Origin of the sequence: Ornithinimicrobium ciconiae (genome assembly GCF_007197575.1) — a bacterium.
GTDB lineage: Bacteria > Actinomycetota > Actinomycetes > Actinomycetales > Dermatophilaceae > Ornithinicoccus > Ornithinicoccus ciconiae.
The window spans coordinates 1,677,560-1,698,295 of record NZ_CP041616.1 but is presented as its reverse complement, the minus strand read 5'-3'; the positions used below and the strand labels follow the sequence as shown (position 1 = coordinate 1,698,295).

The following is a 20,736-nucleotide window of genomic DNA, read 5'->3' as shown; positions in this document are numbered from 1 at the left end:
GGCAGCCATCGTGGCACTACCTGCTCAGGACTTGGCGACAACGTGCTCCCGCAGGGCGGGGATGATGACCTCGCCGTACTGCCGCAGGGTCTCGTCCTTGTTGTCGTGCATCACGTAGGCCGCGAACTGGTCGACCCCGAGGTCCTTGAGCGCGGTGAGCTTGTCGATGTGGTCCTGCGCCGTCCCCAGCACGCAGAACCGGTCGACGATCTCGTCCGGGACGAAGGAGACGTGGTCGTTGTCGGTCCGGCCGTGGGTGTTGTAGTCGTAGGCCGTGCGCTCCGCGATGTAGTCGGTCAGGCTCGGCGGGATCGCGCTTGTCGTCCCATAACGGTCCACGATGTCGGCGATGTGGTTGCCGACCATGCCGCCGAACCACCGGCTCTGCTCCCGCTGGTGCTGCACGTCCGACCCGACATAGGCGGGCGCGGAGACACAGATCTTGACCGACATCGGGTCGCGGCCGGCAGCCTCGGCGGCGTCCCGCACGGCCTTGATCATCCAGGTCGCGATGTCGACGTCGGCGAGCTGCAGGATGTAGCCGTCGGCGATCTGACCGGTCAGCTCCAGCGCCTTGGGGCCGTAGGCCGCGACCCACACCTCGAGGGATGAGCCGCTCGACCAGGGAAACTGCAGGGTGGCCCCCTGGTACTCCACCGGCCGGGAGTTGGCCAGCTCCCGGATGACCCGCAGGCTGTCCCGCAGCGTCTTCAGAGTCGCCGGCGCCCCGTTGGTCACCCGCACCGCCGAGTCGCCGCGGCCCAGGCCACACACGGTGCGGTTGCCATACATCTCGTTCAGCGTCGCGAAGACGCTCGCGGTGACTGTCCAGTCGCGGGTCGAGGGATTGGTGACGAACGGCCCGACCATCACCTTGCGCGTGGCCGCCAGGATCGCCGAGTGGATGACATAGGGCTCCTGCCACAGCAGGTGGCTGTCGAAGGTCCACACGTGGCTGAACCCATGATGCTCAGCCAACTGGGCGAGCTGGACGACCCGGCTCGAGGGCGGGTTGGTCTGCAGGACGACTCCGAAGTCCATGGGGATCCTCTCAGATCAGGTATTGACTGAGCCCGCGCTTGAGATAGCTCCCGTGCCCGGCCGAGCCGTGATAGCTCCCGTCGTCCACGATCACTCTCCCCCGCGACAGCACGGTGTCGACGTGGCCGTCGATCTCGAAGCCCTCCCAGGCGGCATAGTCCATGTTCATGTGGTGGGTCTTGTCCAGCCCGATGGACGTGTGGCCGGCCGGGTCGTAGACCACGATGTCGGCGTCGGCGCCGGGCGCGATGAGCCCCTTCGTGCCATAGAGGCCGAACATCCGGGCCGGGGTGGTCGAGGTCAGCTCCACCCAACGCTCGAGGCTGATCTCACCGGTGACCACGCCCTGATACATCAGGTTCATCCGGTGCTCGACCGACCCGATGCCGTTGGGGATGGCCCGGAAGTCGCCGATGCCCATCTCCTTCTGGTCCTTCATGCAGAACGGGCAGTGGTCGGTGGAGACCATCTGCAGGTCGTTGGTCCGCAGCCCCTGCCACATCGCGGCCTGGTGGCCCTCCTCCCGCGAGCGCAGCGGCGTCGAGCAGACCCACTTCGCGCCCTCGAAGCCGGGCGCCCCCAGCTGTTCCTCCAGGGAGAGGTAGAGGTATTGCGGACAGGTCTCACCGAAGACGTTCTTGCCGCGACCGCGGGCCGCAGCCAGCTGCTCGACGGCCTGCTTGGCACTGACGTGCACGACATACAGCGGGGCCTCGGTGACGTCGGCGAGCATGATCGCGCGGTGCGTGGCCTCCTCCTCCAGCTGCCAGGCCCGGGCGATGCCGTGGTAGTAGGGCGAGGTCTTGCCCTGGTTGTAGAGCTGCTCGGCCAGGACGTCGATGGCCGGGCCGTTCTCGGCGTGCATCATCGTCAGCAGCCCCAGGTCGGCGGCCTTCTGCATGGCCAGCAGGATCTGCGCGTCGTCGCTGTAGAAGACGCCGGGATAGGCCATGAACAGCTTGTAGCTGGTGATGCCCTCATCGACCAGCGTCTCCATCGCCTTGAGGGAGAACTCGTCCACCCCGCCGATGATCTGGTGGAAGCCATAGTCGATGGCGCAGTTGCCGCCCGCCTTGTCGTGCCAGGCGGCCAACCCCTCCTCCACCCGCTCGCCATATCGCTGGATCGCGAAGTCGATGATCGTGGTGGTGCCGCCCCAGGCGGCGGCCCGGGTGCCGGTCTCGAAGGTGTCGGAGGCCTCCGTGCCGCCGAACGGCATCTGCATGTGGGTGTGTGCGTCGATGCCCCCGGGTATGACGTACTTGCCGGTCGCGTCGATCACCGCACCGACGCTGCTGGCCAGGTCATGGCCGAGCAGGGTGGATCCCGGGGCGAGCAGCGCGACCACCAACTCGCCGTCGATGAGCACGTCGGCGTCGGTGCGACCGGTGGACGAGACGACGGTGCCGCCTCTGATGAGGGTGGTGCTCATGCTGGGGTCTCCTGGGTCAGGGCTGGGCGATGCGGGTGTAGGAGTCGGGGCGCCGGTCCCGGTAGAACTGCCAGTCGTCGCGCATCTGCTGGACCATGTCCAGGTCCAGGTCGCGGATCAGCACCTCCTCGGTCTCCGAGGAGCCGCGCTCGCCGACGAAGTTGCCGCGCGGGTCAATGACCTGGCTGGTGCCATAGAAGGTGACGGCCTCGTCGCCATACTCGTTGTCCTCGCGGCCGACCCGGTTGGGTTGCAGCACGAAGTAGCCGTTGGCCACCGCCGCGCACGGTCCCTCGACCTCCCACAGCCGGTTGCTCAGCCCCGGCTTGGTCGCATTGGGGTTGAACACCAGGTGGGCGCCGCCCAGGCCGAGCTCGCGCCAGCCCTCGGGGAAGTGCCGGTCATAACAGATGTAGGTCCCGACCTTGCCGACCGCGGTGTCGAAGACCGGGTAGCCGAGGTTGCCGGGCCGGAAGTAGAACTTCTCCCAGAACTTGTCCAGGTGCGGCAGGTGGTGCTTGCGGTACTTGCCGAGCACGCTACCGTCGGCGTCGACCACCACGGTGGTGTTGTAGTAGACGCCGGTCTGCTCCTCCTCGTAGATCGGCAGGACCGAGACCAGCCCCAGCTCCTTGGCGAGGTCGGCGAAGCGCTGCACGATCGGACCGTCGGCCGGCTCGGCATAGCGGTAGTACTTCGGGTCCTGGGTGATGCCGAAGTAGGGGCCGTAGAACAGCTCCTGGAAGCAGATCACCTGCGCACCCTGCGCAGCGGCATCGCGGGCGAACTGCTCGTGCTTGTCGAGCATCGACTCCTTGTCACCCGTCCAGGTGGTCTGGGTGATTGCTGCTCTCACGCGTGCCATGACACTCCCTGCTCAACGCTGATGGGGAGTTGGCACTGTAGCGGTTTGCCGCCGTCCGCGTAAGGGGTCGCGCCGCGCCGCAGCGTCGCCCGGGCCTACATCCGCAGCTCCGGTCCGAGCACCAGTGCCTCGAAACCGTCGACGTCCAGCGCCACCTGCAACTCGTAGGTGCCGCGCGGCACACCGCGGACCACGGCGAGGTAGCCGGCGCCCGTGCTGCGCATCGGGAGGGTCTCGACGACCTCCCCGTCCTGCCGCAGCTGCAGCTGTGCACCGTCGACCAGCACGGTCTCGCCGCTGGAGTCGGTGAGGATCACCCGCACCGCCCTGGCCCGGGAGGTGGTGTCCGGCATCTGCCAGGTGACGTCGAGGTCCTGGTGGGCCACCTGACGGGTCTGCGCGGTCTCGTTGCCGGAGGCGTCCGTCGCCACCACGGTGAGGTCGTTCACGCCCTCCTCCAGCGGCACGACCAGTTCGAACGTCCCATCAGTGCCGACCTCGACGTCCTGCCCCTGGACGGTCACGCTGACCGGTCCCGGCGAGTCGTCCGAGACGGTGCCGCTGACCAGCACCTCGGGGTCGAGCACCGCGGTGCCGTCCTCCGGGGTCCACTCCAGCGTCGGCGCGGTGGTGTCGGTGGGCACCAGCAGCCAGTCCAGGGAGTTGAGGACGACCTGCTCGGTGCCCTCGGTCCAGCCGCGGTCGGGCCCCATGTAGTCGGAGACCGCCGCAAAGCTGAGCAGCAGGTGCCCGCTCTGCGCGGTCCGCTCCTCAAAGGCCACGGCGGTGCCGACCGGGGCACCGCCGACAGTGAGGGTCCCCAGCGACTCCCCCTGGTATGCCGACAGCCAGCTGTAGTAGCCGTCGTCACCCACGATGTGGTCGAGGGCATCGGCCGTGAGGTCGGCGAAGATCGGGTGGTCGGCCACCTCAGTCAGTCCCACTGCGCCGTCACGGTAGCCCTGGCCACCGACAGTGACACCCTCACCGTGCTGCTCCAGCAGCCGGATGCCACCCTCGCTCACGCCATAGGTGCCGGTGAAGACCAGGTCGACGCCCGCCTCGTCGGCGGCCTCGACCAGGTCGTCGAACTCGGCCTCGCTGGGATCCCCAGCAGCGTCGCCGCCGTTGACCACGACCACGCCGTAGTCCGCGACGTCCGCGGCCGCGTCGGCCCAGCTGATCTCCTGAGAGGCCACGCCCTCGGCCACCAGGAACTCGGTCAGGTCGCCGCGCACGTCTCCGAGGACCGCGACCTGGATCGGGGAGACCTCGACGGTCAGGGTGGCGGGCTCCTCACCCACGGTCACCTCGACCACGGCCTCGACGTGGCGCGGCCCGCGGACGGTGACCGTGTAGTCACCGACCAGCACCGGGTCGAAGAGCGCCGTGCCGTCCGCGCCGGTCTCGCCCGAGGCCCCGGTCGGGCCCTCGATGTCGACGACCGCACAGGCCACCGCCACTCCCGTCGTGTCGTCCACGACCGTGACGGTCAGGCTGGAGGAGGCCAACGGGACGAGCTCGATGTCGTGCAGCAGGCTCTCCTGCGGGTCGACGGTGACCGTCGCGCTGAACGGCGCGAACCCGGCGGCGGTCACCTCGAGGGTCACCTCACCTGAGGCCACGCCCACCTCGTAGGCGCCGTCTGCTCCGGTGACGTCCCGGGCACTGGTCCCGGCCACGGTCACCTCGGCGTCCTCGACCGGGGCGCCGTTGCCGGTGACCGTGCCATAGACCGAGCTCTGCTGGGCCTCCAGCGCCCAGTCGACACCGTTGAGGGTGATCCGCTCGGCGTCGAAGGTCCACCGGTTCACCGGGGACCCGTAGGAGCTGGACCCCAGACTCCCCAGCAACAGCTGGACGGAGCCGGGCGAGGCGAAGTGGTAACCCACTGCCTGGTCGAAGACGGTCCCGGTGCCGGGATGCACCGTGTCGGCCAGCACCGTGCCGGTGTAGCCGGCGAAGGACTGGAACTGCTGGTTGCTGCCCGGGTTGCTCAGCAGCGTCACGGTCTCCCCGACGTCATAGCCGTCGAAGACCGGGTGCTCGGCACCCACCCGCAGACCCATCGCGTCGGGCTCGAAGTCGTTGTCCACCGACGCGGGGTCGCCCAGGTAGGAGGACAGGTGCCGGATCGAGCCGGAGTTGTACTGCGAGGGCAGCACGACCGGCACGTCGTGGGCCGTGGTGGCCTCCAGGAAGGCGGTGAACACCTCGGCGGTCGGTGCGACACCATTGCCGTTGAGGAAGACCAGGTCGTAGGCACCGGTCGTGACATCCACGGTGTCCAGGTCCCGGTAGGCGATCGGGTCGACCGTGTAGCCGTTGTCGGTCAGGAAGGTGCCCATCGAGCCGTTGCCGATGTCACCGACCAGGGCGAGGTGCTTGCTGGCACCCAGCCGGGCCTGCGCGGTCGCCGTCGCACCGTCGGTCACCGTCACGTCGACGAAGTCGGTGACCAGGCCCTCGGCCCGGGCCACGACGACCCAGTCGCCGGACGGCAGGTGCGGCAGGGTGAACGTCCCGTCGGCACCGGTCGTGGCGGCATACTCCGTGCCTGCCACGGACACCGCGGCCCCGGCCACGGGGGCGCCGTCCGGCCCGCTGACCGTGCCGGTGATCGGCCCGCCGGCCGAGACCGGCAGGACGATCTGGGAGGTGACCGACTCGCCCTCGACGATGGTCACGCTGCTCGAGGCGGTGTCGTGACCGAAGGTCGAGGCGGTCAGCGTCCAGGTGCCCGGCTCCAGAGGTATGACGTAGCTGCCGTCTCCCTCCCGCGCCGGGTAGGTGCGTCCCGTCTCCTCGACGGTGACCGTGGCCTCCAGCGGGTGGCCGTCCGAGGACACGACGGTCCCGCGGGTGTCCGAGCCCAGCCCGTCGGCCGTCAGGGCCCACTGCAGGGCGTTGGTCAGCGAGCGGGAGGTGTGCGTCGAGAAGTAGAACTCGGGCAGCTCCCGCGTGCCGACCGCGCCGTAGGAGGATGCGCCGTTGGTGGACAGCAGGACGTCCACCGAGCCGGCGGTGCGCCCGTCGAAGGCGATCGAGTCACCGGCCGGCCCGTCGTCGCTGGCGATGGTGGCCAGCGTCGTGCCGGTGTAGCCGGTGAACCCGCCATACATCCGGCCCTCGTCGGTGGTCGCGAAGTTCTCCGGCAGGCCGCTGGTCAGCGGATGGTCGGCCGTGACGGTCGTGGTGACGGCACCGTCCAGGGAGCCCTCGACCCAGGTCTGCGGGTTGCCATAGAGGGAGACCATCTCCTCGATCGCGCCGCGGTCCCGGTTGCCGGCCCACACGACCGGCAGGTCGGCGCGGTTGACGCTGTCGAGGAAGGCGGGCAGGTCGCGGCTGGCGTAGGACGGGTCGTTGACCAGCACCATGTCCAGCCCGGCCGTGGCGCCCGGGTCAGTCCAGTCGATGTCGACCGCCTCATAACCCCAGTCGGTGAGGAAGGCCGTGAGCCGGCCCTCGTGCACACCCGACGTGGAGTCGGCGACCACACCGACCGTCGCGGACTCGAGGATCTCGACGTCCTCGGTGTGCGCCCCCGCCGTCATCTCAAACGGGTGCAGGGTCCGGATGTAGCCGTCGAGCTCGATCTCCAGCTCCTGCTCGCCGAGCTCGACCAGGCCGAAGGAGTAGGCACCGGTGTCGTCGGTCACGGTCTCCAGCGGCGTGCCGACAACGCGCACGGCCGCACCCTCCAGCGGCACCCCGTCGGCCTGGGTGCCCAGACCCGTGCCGGGCAGGGTGGCACCGGTGATGGTGCCGCTGAGCGCCCCGACGTCACCGTGGGCCAGCACGAACGTCAGGTCCTGGGCCGCGCCGTCGACGACGGAGATCTCCTGCGTCTGGGTGACATAGCCGAAGGCGCTGTCCTGGACGGTGTAGTCCCCGTCGGGCAGACCGATCAGGAACTGCCCGTCCGCACCGGTGGTGGCGCTCCAGGTCTGGCCCCAGACGCTGATCTCCGCGCCGGACACCGGGGCGCCCTCGGGGTCGGTGACCGAGCCGGTGACCTGCGCCAGGCCGGGGTCGCCGGCATAACGGACCGCGTTGAGGAAGAGCTGGCGCCCCTCGGGGGCCCACTCCACGTCGGTCTCGGTCCCGGCCCCGACGAACAGCCCGCTGAGCAGCACGTGGACGCTCTCGGGCGTGCGCACGTCATAGGCGATGCCGGCACCGGCGGGCGTGCCGTTCATGCCGACGGTGGCCAGGACGGTGCCCTGGTAGTCGACGAAGTGGGGCGCGTCGCTGTCGGCGTTGAGATAGATCACCGGCTCCTCGCCCAGGTCGGCGGTGATCGGGTGGGCGACGATGTCGGTCAGTTCCTTGGGGTCGCTGTTGAAGCCGCCGTGCCGCACGATGTCGGCGGGGTTGCCGGTCAGGTCGGACAGCTCGTAGACCGCGCTGGTGCCGGTCGCGCTGTTGGCCGCCGGGAAGATGACGCTGACGCCCGCAGCGTCGAAGGCCGCCAGGTTGGCCAGCCACTGCAGGTCCGGGATGGCCGCCGGGTCGTTGAGGATCACCACGTCGTATGACGCGAGGTCATCCATCACCTCCCAGCCCACCGCGGTAGCCGGGATCTGCGCGGCGTTCAAGAGGTCCGTCAGGCGGTCGGAGTAGTCCCCGACCACGGCGACGTTGGGGGCGCTGACCAGCGCGAAGTCGACCGTGGTGACGGTGCCCGCGGTGACGGCGACGTCCTCGACGCTCTCGGCGGTGAAGCCGTCGGCGGAGGCGGTCACCGTGTAACTGCCGACCGTGAGGTCGCTGATCAGATAGCTGCCGTCGGTGCCGGTCGTGGCCGGCTCGGCCCCCTCGACGCTGACCTCGGCCCCCACGATCGGGGCGCCCGACCCGTCGCGGACGGTGCCGCCGATCGCGCCGGCGTCGGAGGCCTCCAGGGTCACCGCCAAGGTGGTGGTCTCACCGACGGTGACGGACACCTCGTGCTCGCTGGCCGACATACCGGCGGCGCTGACGCGGAGGGTGTGGGTGCCGGCGGGCAGGATCAGCTCCCCGGTCCCACCCGGCAGGTCCGCGTGCTCGAAGGAGCCGACGACCGACAGCTCGGCGTCCAGCGGGGCGCCGTCCGGGCCGGTCACGGTGGCCGCGACGGTGCCGAACTCGGCATCGAGCGAGTGCTCGACCGCGGCGACGAAGATCTCCTGCGCCCCGGCGGTCCAGTGCACACCCGGTCCGACCAGGATGCTGGCCCCGTGGCTGGGCAGCAGGACCTGCACGGAGTCGGTGGAGGTGCGCTCGTAGCCGATGCCCGAGCCGCGTGCCCCGTCGCTGTCGTTGCCGATCGTGGCCAGGTTGCCGCCCTCGTAGCCGACCAGCCAGGCGTGGCTGTCGTCGGTGAGGATCTGGAAGCGGGTCTGGTCGATCGGCGCGGTGATCGGGTGCTCGACGGGGTCGGTCAGCCAGACCGGGCCCTGGTTGCCATAGACGGACTCCAGGTGCCCGGCGCTGTCACGCAGCTCGAGGACCTCGTCGACGCTGCCGCCGACCGCGCCCCAGCTGTCCAGGGCGATGATGCTCGTCCCGGCGGCGTCGGCGCCGGTCAGGATGGTCTCGAGGGCGTCCTTGTTGTCGCGGGCATAGTCGCCGCTGCGGCCGTTGAGCACGATCGCGTCATAGCGCTCCGGCGCCAGGGCGGCCTGGGCGAAGGTCAGCTCGTCCACGCTCCAGCCCTGAGCGCGCAGGATGGCGGACAGCCGGCCGTTGTAGTCGGCGACGACCGCCAGGTCGAAGCCGCCGAGGGTGAGTTCCACGGTGGTGTTCTCCCCCGCCGTGATCGTGACGTCCTGGGTCACCGTCGCATAGCCGGGCAGCTCGGCGATCAGCTCCCACTGCCCGTCGGCGACGACCTCGAAGGCGAAGGTGCCGTCGGCACCGGTGGTGGCCGGGTCGAGCGGCACCCCGGTCAACGTGATCGTGGCCCCCTCCAGCGGCTCACCGGCCTCGTCCACCACGGTGCCGCTCAACGAGCCCGAGCCGACCGAGGTCAGGGTCGCGTCGACGACCAGGTCGGAGGTGGGCCGCAGGGTGATCTCCTGGCTGAACGTGGACAGGCCGTAGCTGCTGATCCGCAGCCTGTAGTCCCCCGCCGGGGCACGCAGTTCGTAGTCCCCGGTCGCCGGGTCGGTGGTGGTCTCGTGGTCGGTTCCGACTAGCTCGACGGTCGCCTCGACCGGGCCGTCCGGTCCGGTCACGGTGCCGGTGATCACCCCGGAGGAGCGGTATGCCGCCAGGGTGCCGTCGCGGGACAGGAACAGGGCGGCGTCGTCACTGACCGCGGTGGAGGCCAGCACCGGGGCGGGCATCTGGTCCTCCCAGAGCAGTTCGCCGCTGGTGGCGTCCAGGGCATAAACGCCCCAGTTCTGCGAGGCGCCGAGCACCACGCCGCTGGTGGTGACCGCGACCGAGGAGGTCACCGCGCTGCCCACGAAGTGGTTCCAGACCAGCTCACCGGAGGTGGCGTCGTAGGCGCTGACCGCACCCGCGGTGTGCGAGCCGAGGATCACCAGGTCGCCATAGAGCACCGGGCTGCTGCCCTGGCTGTCGCCGTGGCCCTCGGCCTGCCAGAGCTGGGCTCCGGTCTGCAGGTCCAGTGCCAGCAGCGTGCCGTTGGTGAACTCCGGGTTGGTGGTGCCGAGATAGACCTTGCCCGCGTCGATGGCCGGCAGGGTGATGGAGATGGTGTCCGAGCGCTGCCACAGCAGCTCGCCAGTGGTCGTGTCCAGACCGACGACGGTGCCGGTGCCGGTGCTTGCGGCGACCGCGACGCCGTCGGCCACGGACGGTCCGAAGAAGACGCCCCCGCCGATGGGTGTGCGCCAGACCCGCTCGCCGGTGGCGGCGTCGACGGCGTGCACAGAGCCCGCGTCACCGCTGCCTGCCGCGACATAGACGGTGCCGTCCACCACCGTGGGGGTGGCATAGGTCGGCACGTCACCGTCAAAGCTGTAGCTCCAGGTGGTGGAGCCGTCCGCGGCGCTCAGCGCCAGCATCGTCGCGCTGTTGCCGGTCGTGACATAGACGGTCGTGCCGTCCGGGGAGATCGCCGGGGTGGCGCGCTGGCCACCGCCGGTCGGGACCTGCCAGCGGGTCTGCCCCGTGGCCAGGTCGACGGCGGTCAGCCGGCCGGTGTTGTCCAGCACGTAGGCGCTGGTGGCGTCGGCGACCGGGGAGTTGAACAGGGCGGCCCCCAGCCGGGTGCTCCACTCCTGTCGCAGGCTGGGCGCGTGCAGGCCGGTGTCGGCCAGGCCGTGCCCGGCGGGGTTGGCCTTGAGCTCGCGCCAGGTGTCGGTGCCCGCCAGCGGCAGCGCCTCCAGGGTCACGTCCTGCACGACGTCACCCTCGACGGTGACCGCACCGGTCCAGGCGCGGTGGCCGGTGGCCTGAACCCGGATCTCGTGGGTGCCGTGGGGCACGGTCAGGGCATAGTCGCCCGCGTCGTCGGTGTAGGCCGTGGCGCCGCTCTGCCCGACCACCTGGACGGCCGCGCCGACAACCGGGGTGCCGTCGGAGGTCACCGTGCCGGACAGGGTCGCCTCGGCCACGGCCTCCAGGGTGATGTCGAGCTCGACGAGGCCACCCTCGCTCACCTCGACCTGGTGCTCCTGGGTGGCATAGCCGTAGGCGCTGACCCGCAGGGTCTGGGTGCCGGCGGCGGCATACAGCTCGTAGTCACCGGTGGCGGGGTCGGCGGTGGTGGAGTTGCCGTCCACGATGGTCAGGGTCGCCGCGACGGGACCGTCGGGTCCGCTGACCTGCCCGGTGATCAGGCCGGCGTGGGCGGCCCGGGTGGTGGCGGCATACGAGTCGACGATGCCGTGGCCGTAGGCATTGTTGGGCAGCTGGCCCATGAACTGCTCGGTGCGGGCGGTGTCCTCGAGGAGGTCCTGCAGCTCGTCGACGCCGAGGCCGGGCGCGGCGGAGAGGACCAGGGCGGCGACACCGCTGACGTGCGGCGTGGCCATCGAGGTGCCCGAGATCGTGTGATAGTCCTGCCCGGAGTCCTGCGGCCAGGCGGAGTAGATCGCGGCGCCGGGCGCGCTCACCTGGGGCTTGACATATTCCACGCCGTCCCAGACCACGGGGCCGCGGCTGGAGAAGGCAGCGACCTGGTCGTTGCTGTCGGTGGCGCCGACGCCGATCGAGTGCGGATAGCCGCCGGGGTTGCCGACCGTGCCGCTGGCGGGGCCGTCGTTGCCGTTGGCAAAGATCGGGACGATGCCGGCCGCGCGCCAAGCGGCGACCGCGTCCCAGAAGGTGCGGTTGTTGCCCGGGCCGCTGCCCCAGGAGTTGCTGGCGATGTCCGGGGCCTTCGCCGGGTCGCCGCCGGGCGCCAGGACCCACTGCATGCCGTTGAGGATGCCGACCTCACCGCCACGACCGGCGTCGTTGAGGATCTTGACGCCGATCCACTCGGCCTCCGGGGCCACCCCGATGATCTCGCCGGGTGCACCGCCGGCGATCGACCCGGTCACGTGGGTGCCGTGACCGTTGCCGTCGCCGGGCAGTGGATAGTTCTCCCCCGTGGTGACGAACCAGGAGGATGAGTGGTCGCCGTCGTTGCCCCGGTAGGCGCCGTGCAGCGCGGGGTGCTCGAAGTCGACGCCGGTGTCCAGCACGGCGACCGTGACGCCCGCACCGCGATAGCCGTACTCCCCCCAGGTCTGCGGTGCGTGGACCTTCTCCAGCGACCAGGTCGGCAGGGCCGGCTCGCTGAGGATCTCGGGCAGCTCGACCTGCTCCTCCACGCGCACGTGGGCGACGTCCTCGCGGGCCTCGAGCTCGGCGAGGGTCTCGGCGTCGATGGTGGCTCCGACGCTGTTGACGATCCAGAGGTCGACGGGAGCGGTGGCTGCCTCGGTGCTCTCGGCATCGGCGGCAGCACCTCCCAGCTCGGCGATGAGTGCCGCACGCTGGTCCGCGCCGGTCCCGCGCAGCGTGTCCACGACCACGTGTCCGCGGGCGGTGTCCGCGGCCGCTGCGGCCCGCTCGGCGGTCTCCACCGAGTAGGACCTCGCGCTGTCACGGACCTCACGAGCGGCCTCCAGCCCCGCGCTGTCCGCCGCGGCGGAGAGCTCGGCGAGGTCGGCCGAGCCGGTCATCTCGATGACCACGGTGACCTGCCCGTGCTCGGCCAGTGCCTCACTCACCGCCGGGTCGACTGTGCTCGCCTCTGCAGCCGACGGGTGCCGCAGCAGTGCCGCCGTCAGGTCACTGACCACCGGGCTCTGCGCAGCCTCACCGGCGCCAGCCTCACCGGAGCCGTCGATGGCGTCCGCACGCTCACTGGCGGCCTCCGCAGCGGGCCCGGTGGTCGTGGCGTTTGCCGGGTCCACGTCGGCCACCGGCACGTCGAGTCCCTCCAGCAGGGAGGTGGACTCCCCCTCGAGCTCCGCGCCGGTCGCAGCCACGGGTCCCCCGACCCGGGTGCCGGTCAGGGAGTCGGTGCTTGCCGCCATACCAGGGGCCGCTCCGAGGAGGCTCAGGACGAGCGCCCAACCGAGCATGAAGGCCATCAGGCGGGACCAGGACGTGTGCAGCACCATTGCTACTCCAGGGTCGTTTTCAGGGGCGCACGCCCGTCTCCGGCACACGCTCAGGATCGCTTAGGGACCGTAGTCCGACGCCCTCCGACCCGGAAGGGAGTTGGCGAAACCTTGGGTGGCCCTTGGTGGACTTGTGATCTTTGTCCACGTCCTGTGACCATTCCGCGATGTCGCTGCCCACCGCGACTGCCTCGCGCACGAGGGGACTGTGCCTAGCCCTCTGTTGGAGTCCGCTGGCCGGTCGTGACGCCGCCTGGGTCGTGCTCGGCCGGCGCGGTGGCGAACTTCAGGCCGACCGCGCAGCCGATGATGCCCAGCAGGAAGATCACCTTGAGCGGGGTCAGCGCCTCCTGACCGGTGCTGGCAGCCCAGACCACCGTGAGCACTGCGCCCAGGCCGGTCCACACGGCGTATGCCGTGCCCGTCGGGATGGACTTCATCGCCCAGCCGAGTCCGACCAGGCTGACGATCGAGAAGACGACGAAGACCACCGTCGGGACGAGACGGGTCAGCCCGTCGGACTGCCCCAGCGCCGTCGCCCAGACCGCCTCGAAGACCGCACTGACCAGGAGCACTGCCCACGCCATGTCAGGACACCACCTTGAGACCGACGACACAGCCGACGATCCCGAGCAGCAGCAGCATGCGCAGCACGGTCACCGGCTCGGTGCCACGCAGCATCGCCCAGGCCACGGTGAGGCTGGCGCCGGTGGCGGTCCAGACCGCGTAGGCGGTGCCGGTGGGGATGGTCTGCATCGCGACCGCGAGCCCCCAGACCGAGACGATCATGGCGGCGAGGAAGACGATGCTGGGGCGCAGCCGTCGCAACCCGTTCGAGGCGCCGAGGGCGGTCGCCCAGACCGCTTCGAGCACCCCCGCGCTGATGAGGATCACCCAGTCCATGACGATTCACTGCTCCTTGACGAACGAGACGAGCACAGGGCTGGCCAGTCTTGTCGTCACCGGGTACTGAACCGTCGTCCGGGGTGCGGGGCACCACTGCTCAGGATAGCAAGGGTCAGCACGTGGCCAGCAGCAGCGGATGTCGGTCAGGCGGCCTCAAAGACAGCGGCCAGGCCCTGGCCACCGCCGATGCACATGGTCTCCAGGCCATAGCGGCTGCCCCGACGGCGCATCTCATAGGCCATCGTGGCCAGGATCCGGGCCCCGGTCGCCCCGACCGGATGTCCCATCGAGATGCCCGAGCCGTTGACGTTGACCCGCTCCCAGTCGGCCTCGGTCAGCTGCCACTGCCGGGTGACGGCGAGCGCCTGCGCGGCGAACGCCTCGTTGAGCTCGATCAGGTCCATGTCGGCCATCGTCAGGCCAGCACGAGACAGCGCCTCAGCGCTCGCTGGGACCGGGCCGATGCCCATCACCTCGGGCCCGCAACCGGCCACCGCCCAGCCGCGCAGGGCCAGCAGCGGCTCGAGGCCGCGTCGGTCGGCCTCGGCACGCGTGGTGACGACGCACAGGGCAGCGGCATCGTTCTGGCCGCTGGCGTTGCCTGCCGTCACCGTCGCGTCCGGGTCGGTGCGGCCCATGATCGGGCGGAGTCCGGCAAGGACCTCCAAGGTGGTGTCCGGACGGGGGTGCTCGTCGGAGTCCACGACGACGCTGCCCTTGCGGCTGGTGACCTCGACGGGGACGAGCTCCGCGGCGAAGTTGCCCGCAGCCAGCCCCGCGGCATACGCCTGCTGGGATCGCAGCGCGAGGGCGTCCTGGTCCTCCCGACTGATCGAGAACTCCCGGCGCAGGTTCTCCGCGGTCTCGATCATGCCCCCGGGCACCGGGTGGGACCGGCCCCCGGCGGTGACGCGGGCACGGCCGAGCCGGTCCTGCAGGTCGACGTCGCTGCGCACGCCGAGCCGCAGCGTGGCGTAGTGCTCGACCTGACTCATCGACTCGACCCCGCCAGCCACCACCAGGGCGGAGCCGCCGCTGCTGACCTGCATCGCGGCATACAGCACCGCCTGCAGTCCCGAGCCGCACCGCCGGTCGATCTGCACCCCGGGCACTCCGATGCCCAGCCCGGCGTCCAGGGCCATCACCCGGCCCAGGGCGGGGAACTCGCCGCTGGGGTTGGCGTTGCCGACGATCACGTCGTCGACGTCGCCCTCCCCCAGGCCCGTGCGCTCCACGAGGGCCGTGAGCAGCTGGGTGCCCAGGTGGTCCGCCGTCAGCGACGACAACGCGCCGAGGAAAGCACCGACCGGGGTGCGCAACGGTGAGCAGATGACAATGTCGGTCCCCGCGGCCTGCCCCGCGCCGGCACTCACGTCTCCACCGCGATGTCGGACGGGTGCTGCGCCAGCGGGGTGATCTCCATCGTCATGAACGGGAACAACGGCAGGTTCCACAGGATCTCGTGGAGCCGCTCGTTGTCGGTGACGTCAAAGATGCTGATGTTGGAGTACTGCCCCGCGATCCGCCAGATGTGCGCCCACTCCCCGCCACGCTGCAGGTCCTGGCTGTAGGCCTTCTCGCGCGCGAGGGTCTCCGCGCGGACCTGCGGGTCGAGGTCACGCGGGATCGCCACGTCCATCTTCACGGCATAGAGCACTGGCCGTCTCCTTTCCGGGTCGCCGGCCTCAGGCCGGGTCGAGCACGAAGTTGTAGGTGGTCTGCTCGCCCTCGCCGGACTCCGCGGGCACGATGTCGAGCATCAGCTCCGGCTTGACGGCCGAGGCGATGTCGTCCTCGTTGTGCGCGTCGCCGGGGAAGTAGAGCTGGGTGGTGATCAGCTGATGGCCGGGCGCGGAGACCTTCAGGTGAAGGTGGGCGGGGCGCCAGGCGTGCCAACCGGCGGCGGCGATCAACTTGCCGCAGGAGCCGTCGGTGGGGATCTGGTAGGGCGCCGGCTGCAGGGTGTGGATCCGGTAGCCGCCCTGCTCGTCGGCCGTGACGGTGCCGCGCAGGTTCCACTCCGGGAGGCCTGGTGCGTATTGGGAGTAGAAGCCGAGCGCGTCGGCCTGCCAAATCTCGACCTTCGCGCCAGCGATCGGGTCGCCACCGACGGTGGTCACCTGACCCTGGAAGAGCAGCGGCGTGCCGGACTCGTCCTCGCGCATCGGCAGCGTCGCGTCGGCGGGCAGGCCCGGGGCGTCCGGGACGTAGTAGGGCCCCTCGATGCTGCCCTTGGTGCCGTGGCGGTTTTCGTTGGCGACCTGCTCGACGACGTGCTCGACCCAGACGTCGAGGAAGAGCGGCCACTCCCCGTCCTCACCGACCTGGATCAGCCACGCCTTGAGAGCGTCATACTCCGCATAGGTCACCTTGTGCCGACGGATCGTGTCGTGCACGGCGGTGAGCACCTCCCTCGCCAGGGTGTTCACGCGCTCAGGCGTCACATCCTCCAGCCCCTCGGTCTGCAGCTTGCTCCGGAAGGCAGCAGTCGCACCGGCTCCCGAGTCGGCTGCGCGGGCCTCGATCTCGGCGGGGGTCTGCTCGGTCATGGTGACTCCTATGGCTCGGATGGTCGCTGTCTTAGTGGTGGCAACTCGTGGGTGGTCAGGTGTCCTGGCGGTAATGAGTGAGTTTGTCCTCGTCGATCTGCAGCCCCAGCCCGGCGCCGCGCCGCACGCTCAGGGTGCCGTCACTGATCTGCAGCGGCTCGGCCAACAGGTCGTCCTTCATGTCCAGGAAGTTGGACAGCTCCCCCGCTCGCCGCGACGTGCTCTGGTGTGCCGCACCGAAGGCGACCGAGCAGAGCGTGCCGACCTGGCCGTCGATCTGGTTGCCCATCACCACCTCGACCCCAAGGCCCTCTGCCTGGCCCAGGATCCGCTGGGAGACAGTGAAACCGGTGCGTGCCGTCTTGATGCTGACGGCGGTGGCACTTCCCCCCAGCAGCTCCCGGGTCACCTCACCGGGGTTCGTGGCGCTCTCGTCCGCGACGAACGGCACCGGGCACTGACCGACCAACCACCGACGACCGAGTATGTCGTCAGCCGGGCAGAGTTCCTCGGCGAGAGTCAGTCCGAGGTCGGCCATGCGACGCAGGGCATCGGCAGACTCCGAGGGGGTCCAGCCGCGGTTGCCGTCGACATAGAGCTCGACGGTCTCGCCGAAGTGCTCGCGCAGGGCCGCGACGACATCGACGTCGAGGGTCACGGGGCGGCGCCCGACCTTGACCTTGAAGGTGGCGATGCCATAACGCTCGTGGATGGCCTGGGCCTCGGTCACCATCTGCTCCGGGGTGTCGAACCCGAGCATGTGGCTGACCCGCATCCGGTCGGTCCAGCCGCCGAGCAGTTGGCTGACCGAGACGTCGAGCGCCTGGCCGATGACGTCCCAGATCGCCATGTCCAGGGCCGCCTTGGCGGTGGGGTTGCCGATCGTGCGATGCAGGATCGCCTGGATCTGCTCCCGCTCCAGCGCCGAGTGGCCGATGACCTGTGGCGCAAAGATCGTGTCGATGACGGTGACGATGGACTGCTGGGTCTCCCCATAGGTGTAGGGCCGCGGCGGCGCCTCCGCGGTGCCGACCAGCCCGTCCTCGGTGTGCACCCGGACCAGGACGTGGTCGGCGGTGTGCACCTCGCCGCTGGCGAACTTCAGGGTCTTGACATAGGGGATGGCGAAAGGGATCGCCTCGATCCTGGTGATCTTCACCGCGTGCCTTCCTGCCGTCGCGCCAGTGCCCGTCACGCTAGCCGTCCGGACCTGCTGCGGTCCACAGCAGGGATCGTGGCGACCCGGCCATGTCAGTCATTGGCCTGCGGACCGCCCTGCGCTAGCGTCGGGACGTGGGCGGCGAGACGCCGCCTCGAGGGAGCAGGCAATGACGCAGCACGCATCGTCGGATCATGACGCCCCGGCCGAGCCGTCGGCCCTGACCGGCAGGGCGCCCACACCCCCTGCCCGCAACGCCCACCACATCACCCCCCACAACACCCCTCGAAACGCCCCCCGCGTGAGTCCACGCTGGTTCGCCACCCGCGCCTGGGCCACCCACCGCAACATCCACCGGCTCACCGGAGGGCACCTGGGACTGTGGCGTCCCCGCCGCGGCGGCTGGGGCACCCTGCGGGTCACCACCACGGGTCGGCGCACCGGGCAGGACCGCAGCGTGATCCTGGGCTATCTGGAGGACGGAGCCGACCTGGTGACGCTGGCGATGAACGGCTGGAGGGAGGGTGAGCCGAGCTGGTGGCTCAACCTGCAGACCCAGCCGGACGCCCTGGTCGAGACCCGCGAGGGCGCCCGGGCAGTGCGGGCCAGGACTGCCTCCGGCGAGGAGGCGACCCGGCTCTGGACCCTGTGGCAGGACGCCATCCGGGGTCTTGACGCCCGCGCCGCGGGACGCGCCACCCCGACGACCCTCGTCCTGCTCACTCCCCGCCGGTGAGCACCCAGGAGCGGCCGGAACCGGGCGCGGCATCAGAGCAGGCATCAGACCGGGCATCAGATCACGCATCAGATCGGCGCGTCACCGCCCGGCACGAGACCGACGAGGAGCGTTACGACCGCAACTGGAACGAGCTGCTGCAGGAGATCCGGGTCACCCAGATGGGCACCCAGATCATGACCGGCTTCCTGCTGGCCGCCGCCTTCCAGGACCGGATGGCTGACCTGGACGGGTTTCAGCTCACCGTCTATCTCGTCCTGGTCTGCCTCGGGGTGAGCACGACAGCCCTGGGCCTGGCGCCGGTGAGCCTGCACCGCACCCTGTTTCGGCAGGGGCGCAAGCAGACCACCGTCGAGCTGGGGCACCGCATCCTGCGGGTTGTGCTGGTCGGGGTGGTGCTGATGCTCGTCGGCACGACGGTGCTGATCTTTGACCTGGTCGTCGGCACCGTGCCGGCTCTGATCGCTGGGGGCATGGTCCTGGCCACCGCCGCAGGCTTCGTCGTCCTGACCCACCGGGTGGAGCACCGGTTGCGCTAGACGCGCTCTACACTGCCCCGGTGGACAGCCTCGGCGCCCTGCTGCGCGACGGACTCGTCGTGGTGCGTGACGCCGGCCGGTTGCTCTGGCGACACTGGCCGGTCCTCCTGGTCCTCTACCTGCTCGGTATGGCGGGCCGCGAGATCGCGATCTACCTCGCCGTGCAGGGCAGCGGGGCCAACGTGTGGCTGGGTGCGGCGCTGCTGCCCTTCGCTCCGCTGTCCCTGATGATCGCCATCCTGCTGATGCTCGACGCGGTCGCTCCCTCGCTGTGGCACGGACCGGTCCGCCAGGACAAGCTGACCCTGCTGGCGGGGGCGCTGATCCCGTTCCTGGCCGTCTACTCCGCGCAGGGCTACCTGCGCGAGGACCGGCAGCGCTTCCTCAAGGAGTCGGTCGCCGACGAATATCTCAACGACTCCTACCTCTTCGACCCCGCGAGCGTCCAGGGCCGCACCATCGCCGACGTCGACACGGTGGCCGTCATGATCGTGGTCCTCGCTGTGCTGCTGCTCCGGCGGGCCCTGGACTGGAGCGGGCTGACCGCGCGCAACCAGCCGGTCCGGCTGCTCGCGGCCTGGCTCGAGGTCGCCTGGCTGACCTGGTTGGCCTCGATGCTGCTGGCCGAGATCGAGACCTTCCGCGGGTGGATGGAGGAGCGGGTCTTCATCGACTGGTCGCTGGACGCCTGGGGCCAGTTCCTGAGCCTGATCGGGCCCCTGGCTGGCGTCGTCACCTGGATCACCGACTGGATCGGCACCCTGCTGACCGACATCGACGCGCTCGTCGTCGTGCCCCTGGCGTGGCTGACCACGGGGGCGGTCGTCTATGGCGGCACGCTCGCCACCCGCCACCTGGGACTGAGCACGACGGCCGCGGCGCTCGGCACGTCCCTGTCCACACCACTGCAGGCTCCGGTCGGCGCATCGGTGGCGTGGTCGACCCAGCAGGTCAGCCTGGTCCGGGAGCGGGTCTCGGTGCTGCCCGAGCCGATCAACGGATGGCTCCGGTCGGTGTGGAAGGCCCTGTTCGGGCGATTCAGCACGCTGCTCGCCGGGCTGCGCACCCTGGCGGTCGGCGGGGTCGCGCCGATGATCCTGTTCTGCCTGGCCTTCCTGCTCTCCCACTACGCCGAGGTCGCCACGGCCGAGGTCATCCGCTGGGTCGTGGGTCCACGCGACACCGACCAGATGGTGGCGCTCAACACCTATGTCAGGATCGCCGGCACGTCGGTGTCGATGCTGGTGCAGGTCAGCCTCGTGGCGGCGGCGGTCGACCGGTTGCTGATCACGGCGCGCCGTCAGGAAGCGGCACAGACAGATAGGTCGGTGGCTCCCACCACACCCTGACCGAGGTCGGCTCGAAGTCCTCGGCCGCGAGCAGCTGGACGACGCGGGTGTATGCCGGGGGGCGGGTCGAGACGACCTGCTCGTCACCGACGAAGAGCTCCGCCTGCGGGTTGGTGGTGTCGACCGGCTGACAGTCGTCGAAGCCGGTGTCCCAGTGCAGCAGGCTGGTCTCTCGCTGCGTCACCCGCCCCGCAGCGTCGACGAGGGCGATGAGGCACCCCTGCAGCACCGTGTCCGGGTCCGCCTCGAAGCCGAGCTCCACCTCCCACAGCCGGGTCCCCTCCGGCAGCTCGACCCCTGCGACGGGCTCCTCGCGGTTGGTCTCCGGTGCCGGGTCCGGGGTCACCGCGTGCACCGTCACCTCCACGGTGCGGGTGTGCTCTCCACCGGCATCCCGGTAGTCGTCGGTGAGGGTGGTCGCCTGGCCGAACTCACCGGTCACCTCGTCACTGAGCTGGTAGGGCAGCCAGAAGGTCGCGGCCCTGCCCGCCCCCGCGACCGCGACGAGAGCCAGCACGGGCAGCAGCGCCAGCAGTGCCCACCGGTTGCGCCGCCACCAGCCCGCGTGCGGCTCACCCATGCTCCACC

14 protein-coding genes and 1 riboswitch are annotated in these 20,736 nt (G+C 70.3%); of the genes, 3 read left to right on the top strand and 11 right to left on the bottom strand.

Annotated elements, in window-relative coordinates; genetic code table 11:
* Window positions 1-24: 24 nt before the first annotated feature.
* The 10 genes from FNH13_RS07765 to FNH13_RS07720 form a co-directional block, all read right to left on the bottom strand.
* Complete coding sequence (locus FNH13_RS07765; protein WP_143782930.1) at window positions 25-1,041, bottom strand: TIGR03842 family LLM class F420-dependent oxidoreductase; 1,017 nt, start codon at window positions 1,039-1,041, stop codon at window positions 25-27.
* A 10-nt stretch (window positions 1,042-1,051) separates the two neighbouring features.
* Window positions 1,052-2,473, bottom strand: coding sequence for a dihydropyrimidinase (gene hydA, locus FNH13_RS07760; RefSeq protein ID WP_143782929.1), 1,422 nt, complete (start codon window positions 2,471-2,473; stop codon window positions 1,052-1,054).
* 16 nt (window positions 2,474-2,489) lie between these two features.
* A complete protein-coding gene (locus FNH13_RS07755) occupies window positions 2,490-3,338 on the bottom strand; it encodes a nitrilase-related carbon-nitrogen hydrolase (protein ID WP_143782928.1) in 849 nt (282 codons plus the stop codon).
* Between the two features lie 95 nt (window positions 3,339-3,433).
* Window positions 3,434-12,910, bottom strand: coding sequence for a carboxypeptidase regulatory-like domain-containing protein (locus tag FNH13_RS07750; protein WP_143782927.1), 9,477 nt, complete (start codon window positions 12,908-12,910; stop codon window positions 3,434-3,436).
* 212 nt (window positions 12,911-13,122) lie between these two features.
* Window positions 13,123-13,497 (bottom strand): DMT family transporter, encoded by a 375-nt coding sequence (locus FNH13_RS07745; protein ID WP_143782926.1) that lies wholly within the window; start codon window positions 13,495-13,497, stop codon window positions 13,123-13,125.
* A 1-nt stretch (window position 13,498) separates the two neighbouring features.
* A complete protein-coding gene (locus tag FNH13_RS07740) occupies window positions 13,499-13,813 on the bottom strand; it encodes a DMT family transporter (protein WP_143782925.1) in 315 nt (104 codons plus the stop codon).
* 39 nt (window positions 13,814-13,852) lie between these two features.
* A riboswitch (guanidine-III (ykkC-III) riboswitch) is annotated at window positions 13,853-13,913 on the bottom strand.
* A gap of 46 nt (window positions 13,914-13,959) precedes the next feature.
* Window positions 13,960-15,189 (bottom strand): acetyl-CoA C-acetyltransferase, encoded by a 1,230-nt coding sequence (locus tag FNH13_RS07735; protein WP_143782924.1) that lies wholly within the window; start codon window positions 15,187-15,189, stop codon window positions 13,960-13,962.
* Window positions 15,186-15,473: a muconolactone Delta-isomerase gene (gene catC / locus FNH13_RS07730; protein ID WP_202878898.1), complete on the bottom strand. Its 288-nt coding sequence runs from the start codon at window positions 15,471-15,473 to the stop codon at window positions 15,186-15,188. Before catC ends, FNH13_RS07735 begins: the two co-directional genes overlap by 4 nt.
* A gap of 28 nt (window positions 15,474-15,501) precedes the next feature.
* Window positions 15,502-16,365, bottom strand: a complete 864-nt coding sequence (gene catA / locus FNH13_RS07725; RefSeq protein WP_143782923.1) for a catechol 1,2-dioxygenase — start codon at window positions 16,363-16,365, stop codon at window positions 15,502-15,504.
* A gap of 55 nt (window positions 16,366-16,420) precedes the next feature.
* Window positions 16,421-17,524, bottom strand: a complete 1,104-nt coding sequence (locus FNH13_RS07720; RefSeq protein ID WP_143782922.1) for a mandelate racemase/muconate lactonizing enzyme family protein — start codon at window positions 17,522-17,524, stop codon at window positions 16,421-16,423.
* Window positions 17,525-17,693: 169 nt separating this feature from the next.
* Here FNH13_RS07720 and FNH13_RS07715 point away from each other — a divergent pair, with 169 nt between their 5' ends.
* The 3 genes from FNH13_RS07715 to FNH13_RS07705 are packed head-to-tail and all read left to right on the top strand — an operon-like array spanning window position 17,694 to window position 20,148.
* Window positions 17,694-18,260: a nitroreductase/quinone reductase family protein gene (locus FNH13_RS07715; RefSeq protein WP_143782921.1), complete on the top strand. Its 567-nt coding sequence runs from the start codon at window positions 17,694-17,696 to the stop codon at window positions 18,258-18,260.
* On the top strand, window positions 18,257-18,799 hold the full coding sequence (locus FNH13_RS07710; RefSeq protein ID WP_202878897.1) for a DUF6328 family protein: 543 nt from the start codon (window positions 18,257-18,259) through the stop codon (window positions 18,797-18,799). The genes FNH13_RS07715 and FNH13_RS07710 overlap by 4 nt, the downstream gene beginning before the upstream one ends.
* 20 nt (window positions 18,800-18,819) lie before the next feature.
* On the top strand, window positions 18,820-20,148 hold the full coding sequence (locus FNH13_RS07705) for a hypothetical protein (RefSeq protein WP_143782920.1): 1,329 nt from the start codon (window positions 18,820-18,822) through the stop codon (window positions 20,146-20,148).
* Here the strand turns inward: FNH13_RS07705 and FNH13_RS07700 are convergent.
* Window positions 20,087-20,728, bottom strand: coding sequence for a hypothetical protein (locus FNH13_RS07700; RefSeq protein WP_143782919.1), 642 nt, complete (start codon window positions 20,726-20,728; stop codon window positions 20,087-20,089). The two genes, FNH13_RS07705 and FNH13_RS07700, sit on opposite strands and share 62 nt — an antisense overlap.
* Between the last annotated feature and the right edge of the window lie 8 nt (window positions 20,729-20,736).

What these genes read in the sequence shown, in the direction of transcription:
- catA (WP_143782923.1), bottom strand. Translation starts at nt 16,365, where the DNA reads ATGACCGAGCAGACCCCCGCCGAGATCGAGGCCCGCGCAGCCGACTCG.
- FNH13_RS07765 (WP_143782930.1), bottom strand. Translation starts at nt 1,041, where the DNA reads ATGGACTTCGGAGTCGTCCTGCAGACCAACCCGCCCTCGAGCCGGGTC.
- FNH13_RS07745 (WP_143782926.1), bottom strand. Translation starts at nt 13,497, where the DNA reads ATGGCGTGGGCAGTGCTCCTGGTCAGTGCGGTCTTCGAGGCGGTCTGG.
- FNH13_RS07740 (WP_143782925.1), bottom strand. Translation starts at nt 13,813, where the DNA reads ATGGACTGGGTGATCCTCATCAGCGCGGGGGTGCTCGAAGCGGTCTGG.
- FNH13_RS07700 (WP_143782919.1), bottom strand. Translation starts at nt 20,728, where the DNA reads ATGGGTGAGCCGCACGCGGGCTGGTGGCGGCGCAACCGGTGGGCACTG.
- FNH13_RS07715 (WP_143782921.1), top strand. Translation starts at nt 17,694, where the DNA reads ATGACGCAGCACGCATCGTCGGATCATGACGCCCCGGCCGAGCCGTCG.
- hydA (WP_143782929.1), bottom strand. Translation starts at nt 2,473, where the DNA reads ATGAGCACCACCCTCATCAGAGGCGGCACCGTCGTCTCGTCCACCGGT.
- FNH13_RS07755 (WP_143782928.1), bottom strand. Translation starts at nt 3,338, where the DNA reads ATGGCACGCGTGAGAGCAGCAATCACCCAGACCACCTGGACGGGTGAC.
- FNH13_RS07750 (WP_143782927.1), bottom strand. Translation starts at nt 12,910, where the DNA reads ATGGTGCTGCACACGTCCTGGTCCCGCCTGATGGCCTTCATGCTCGGT.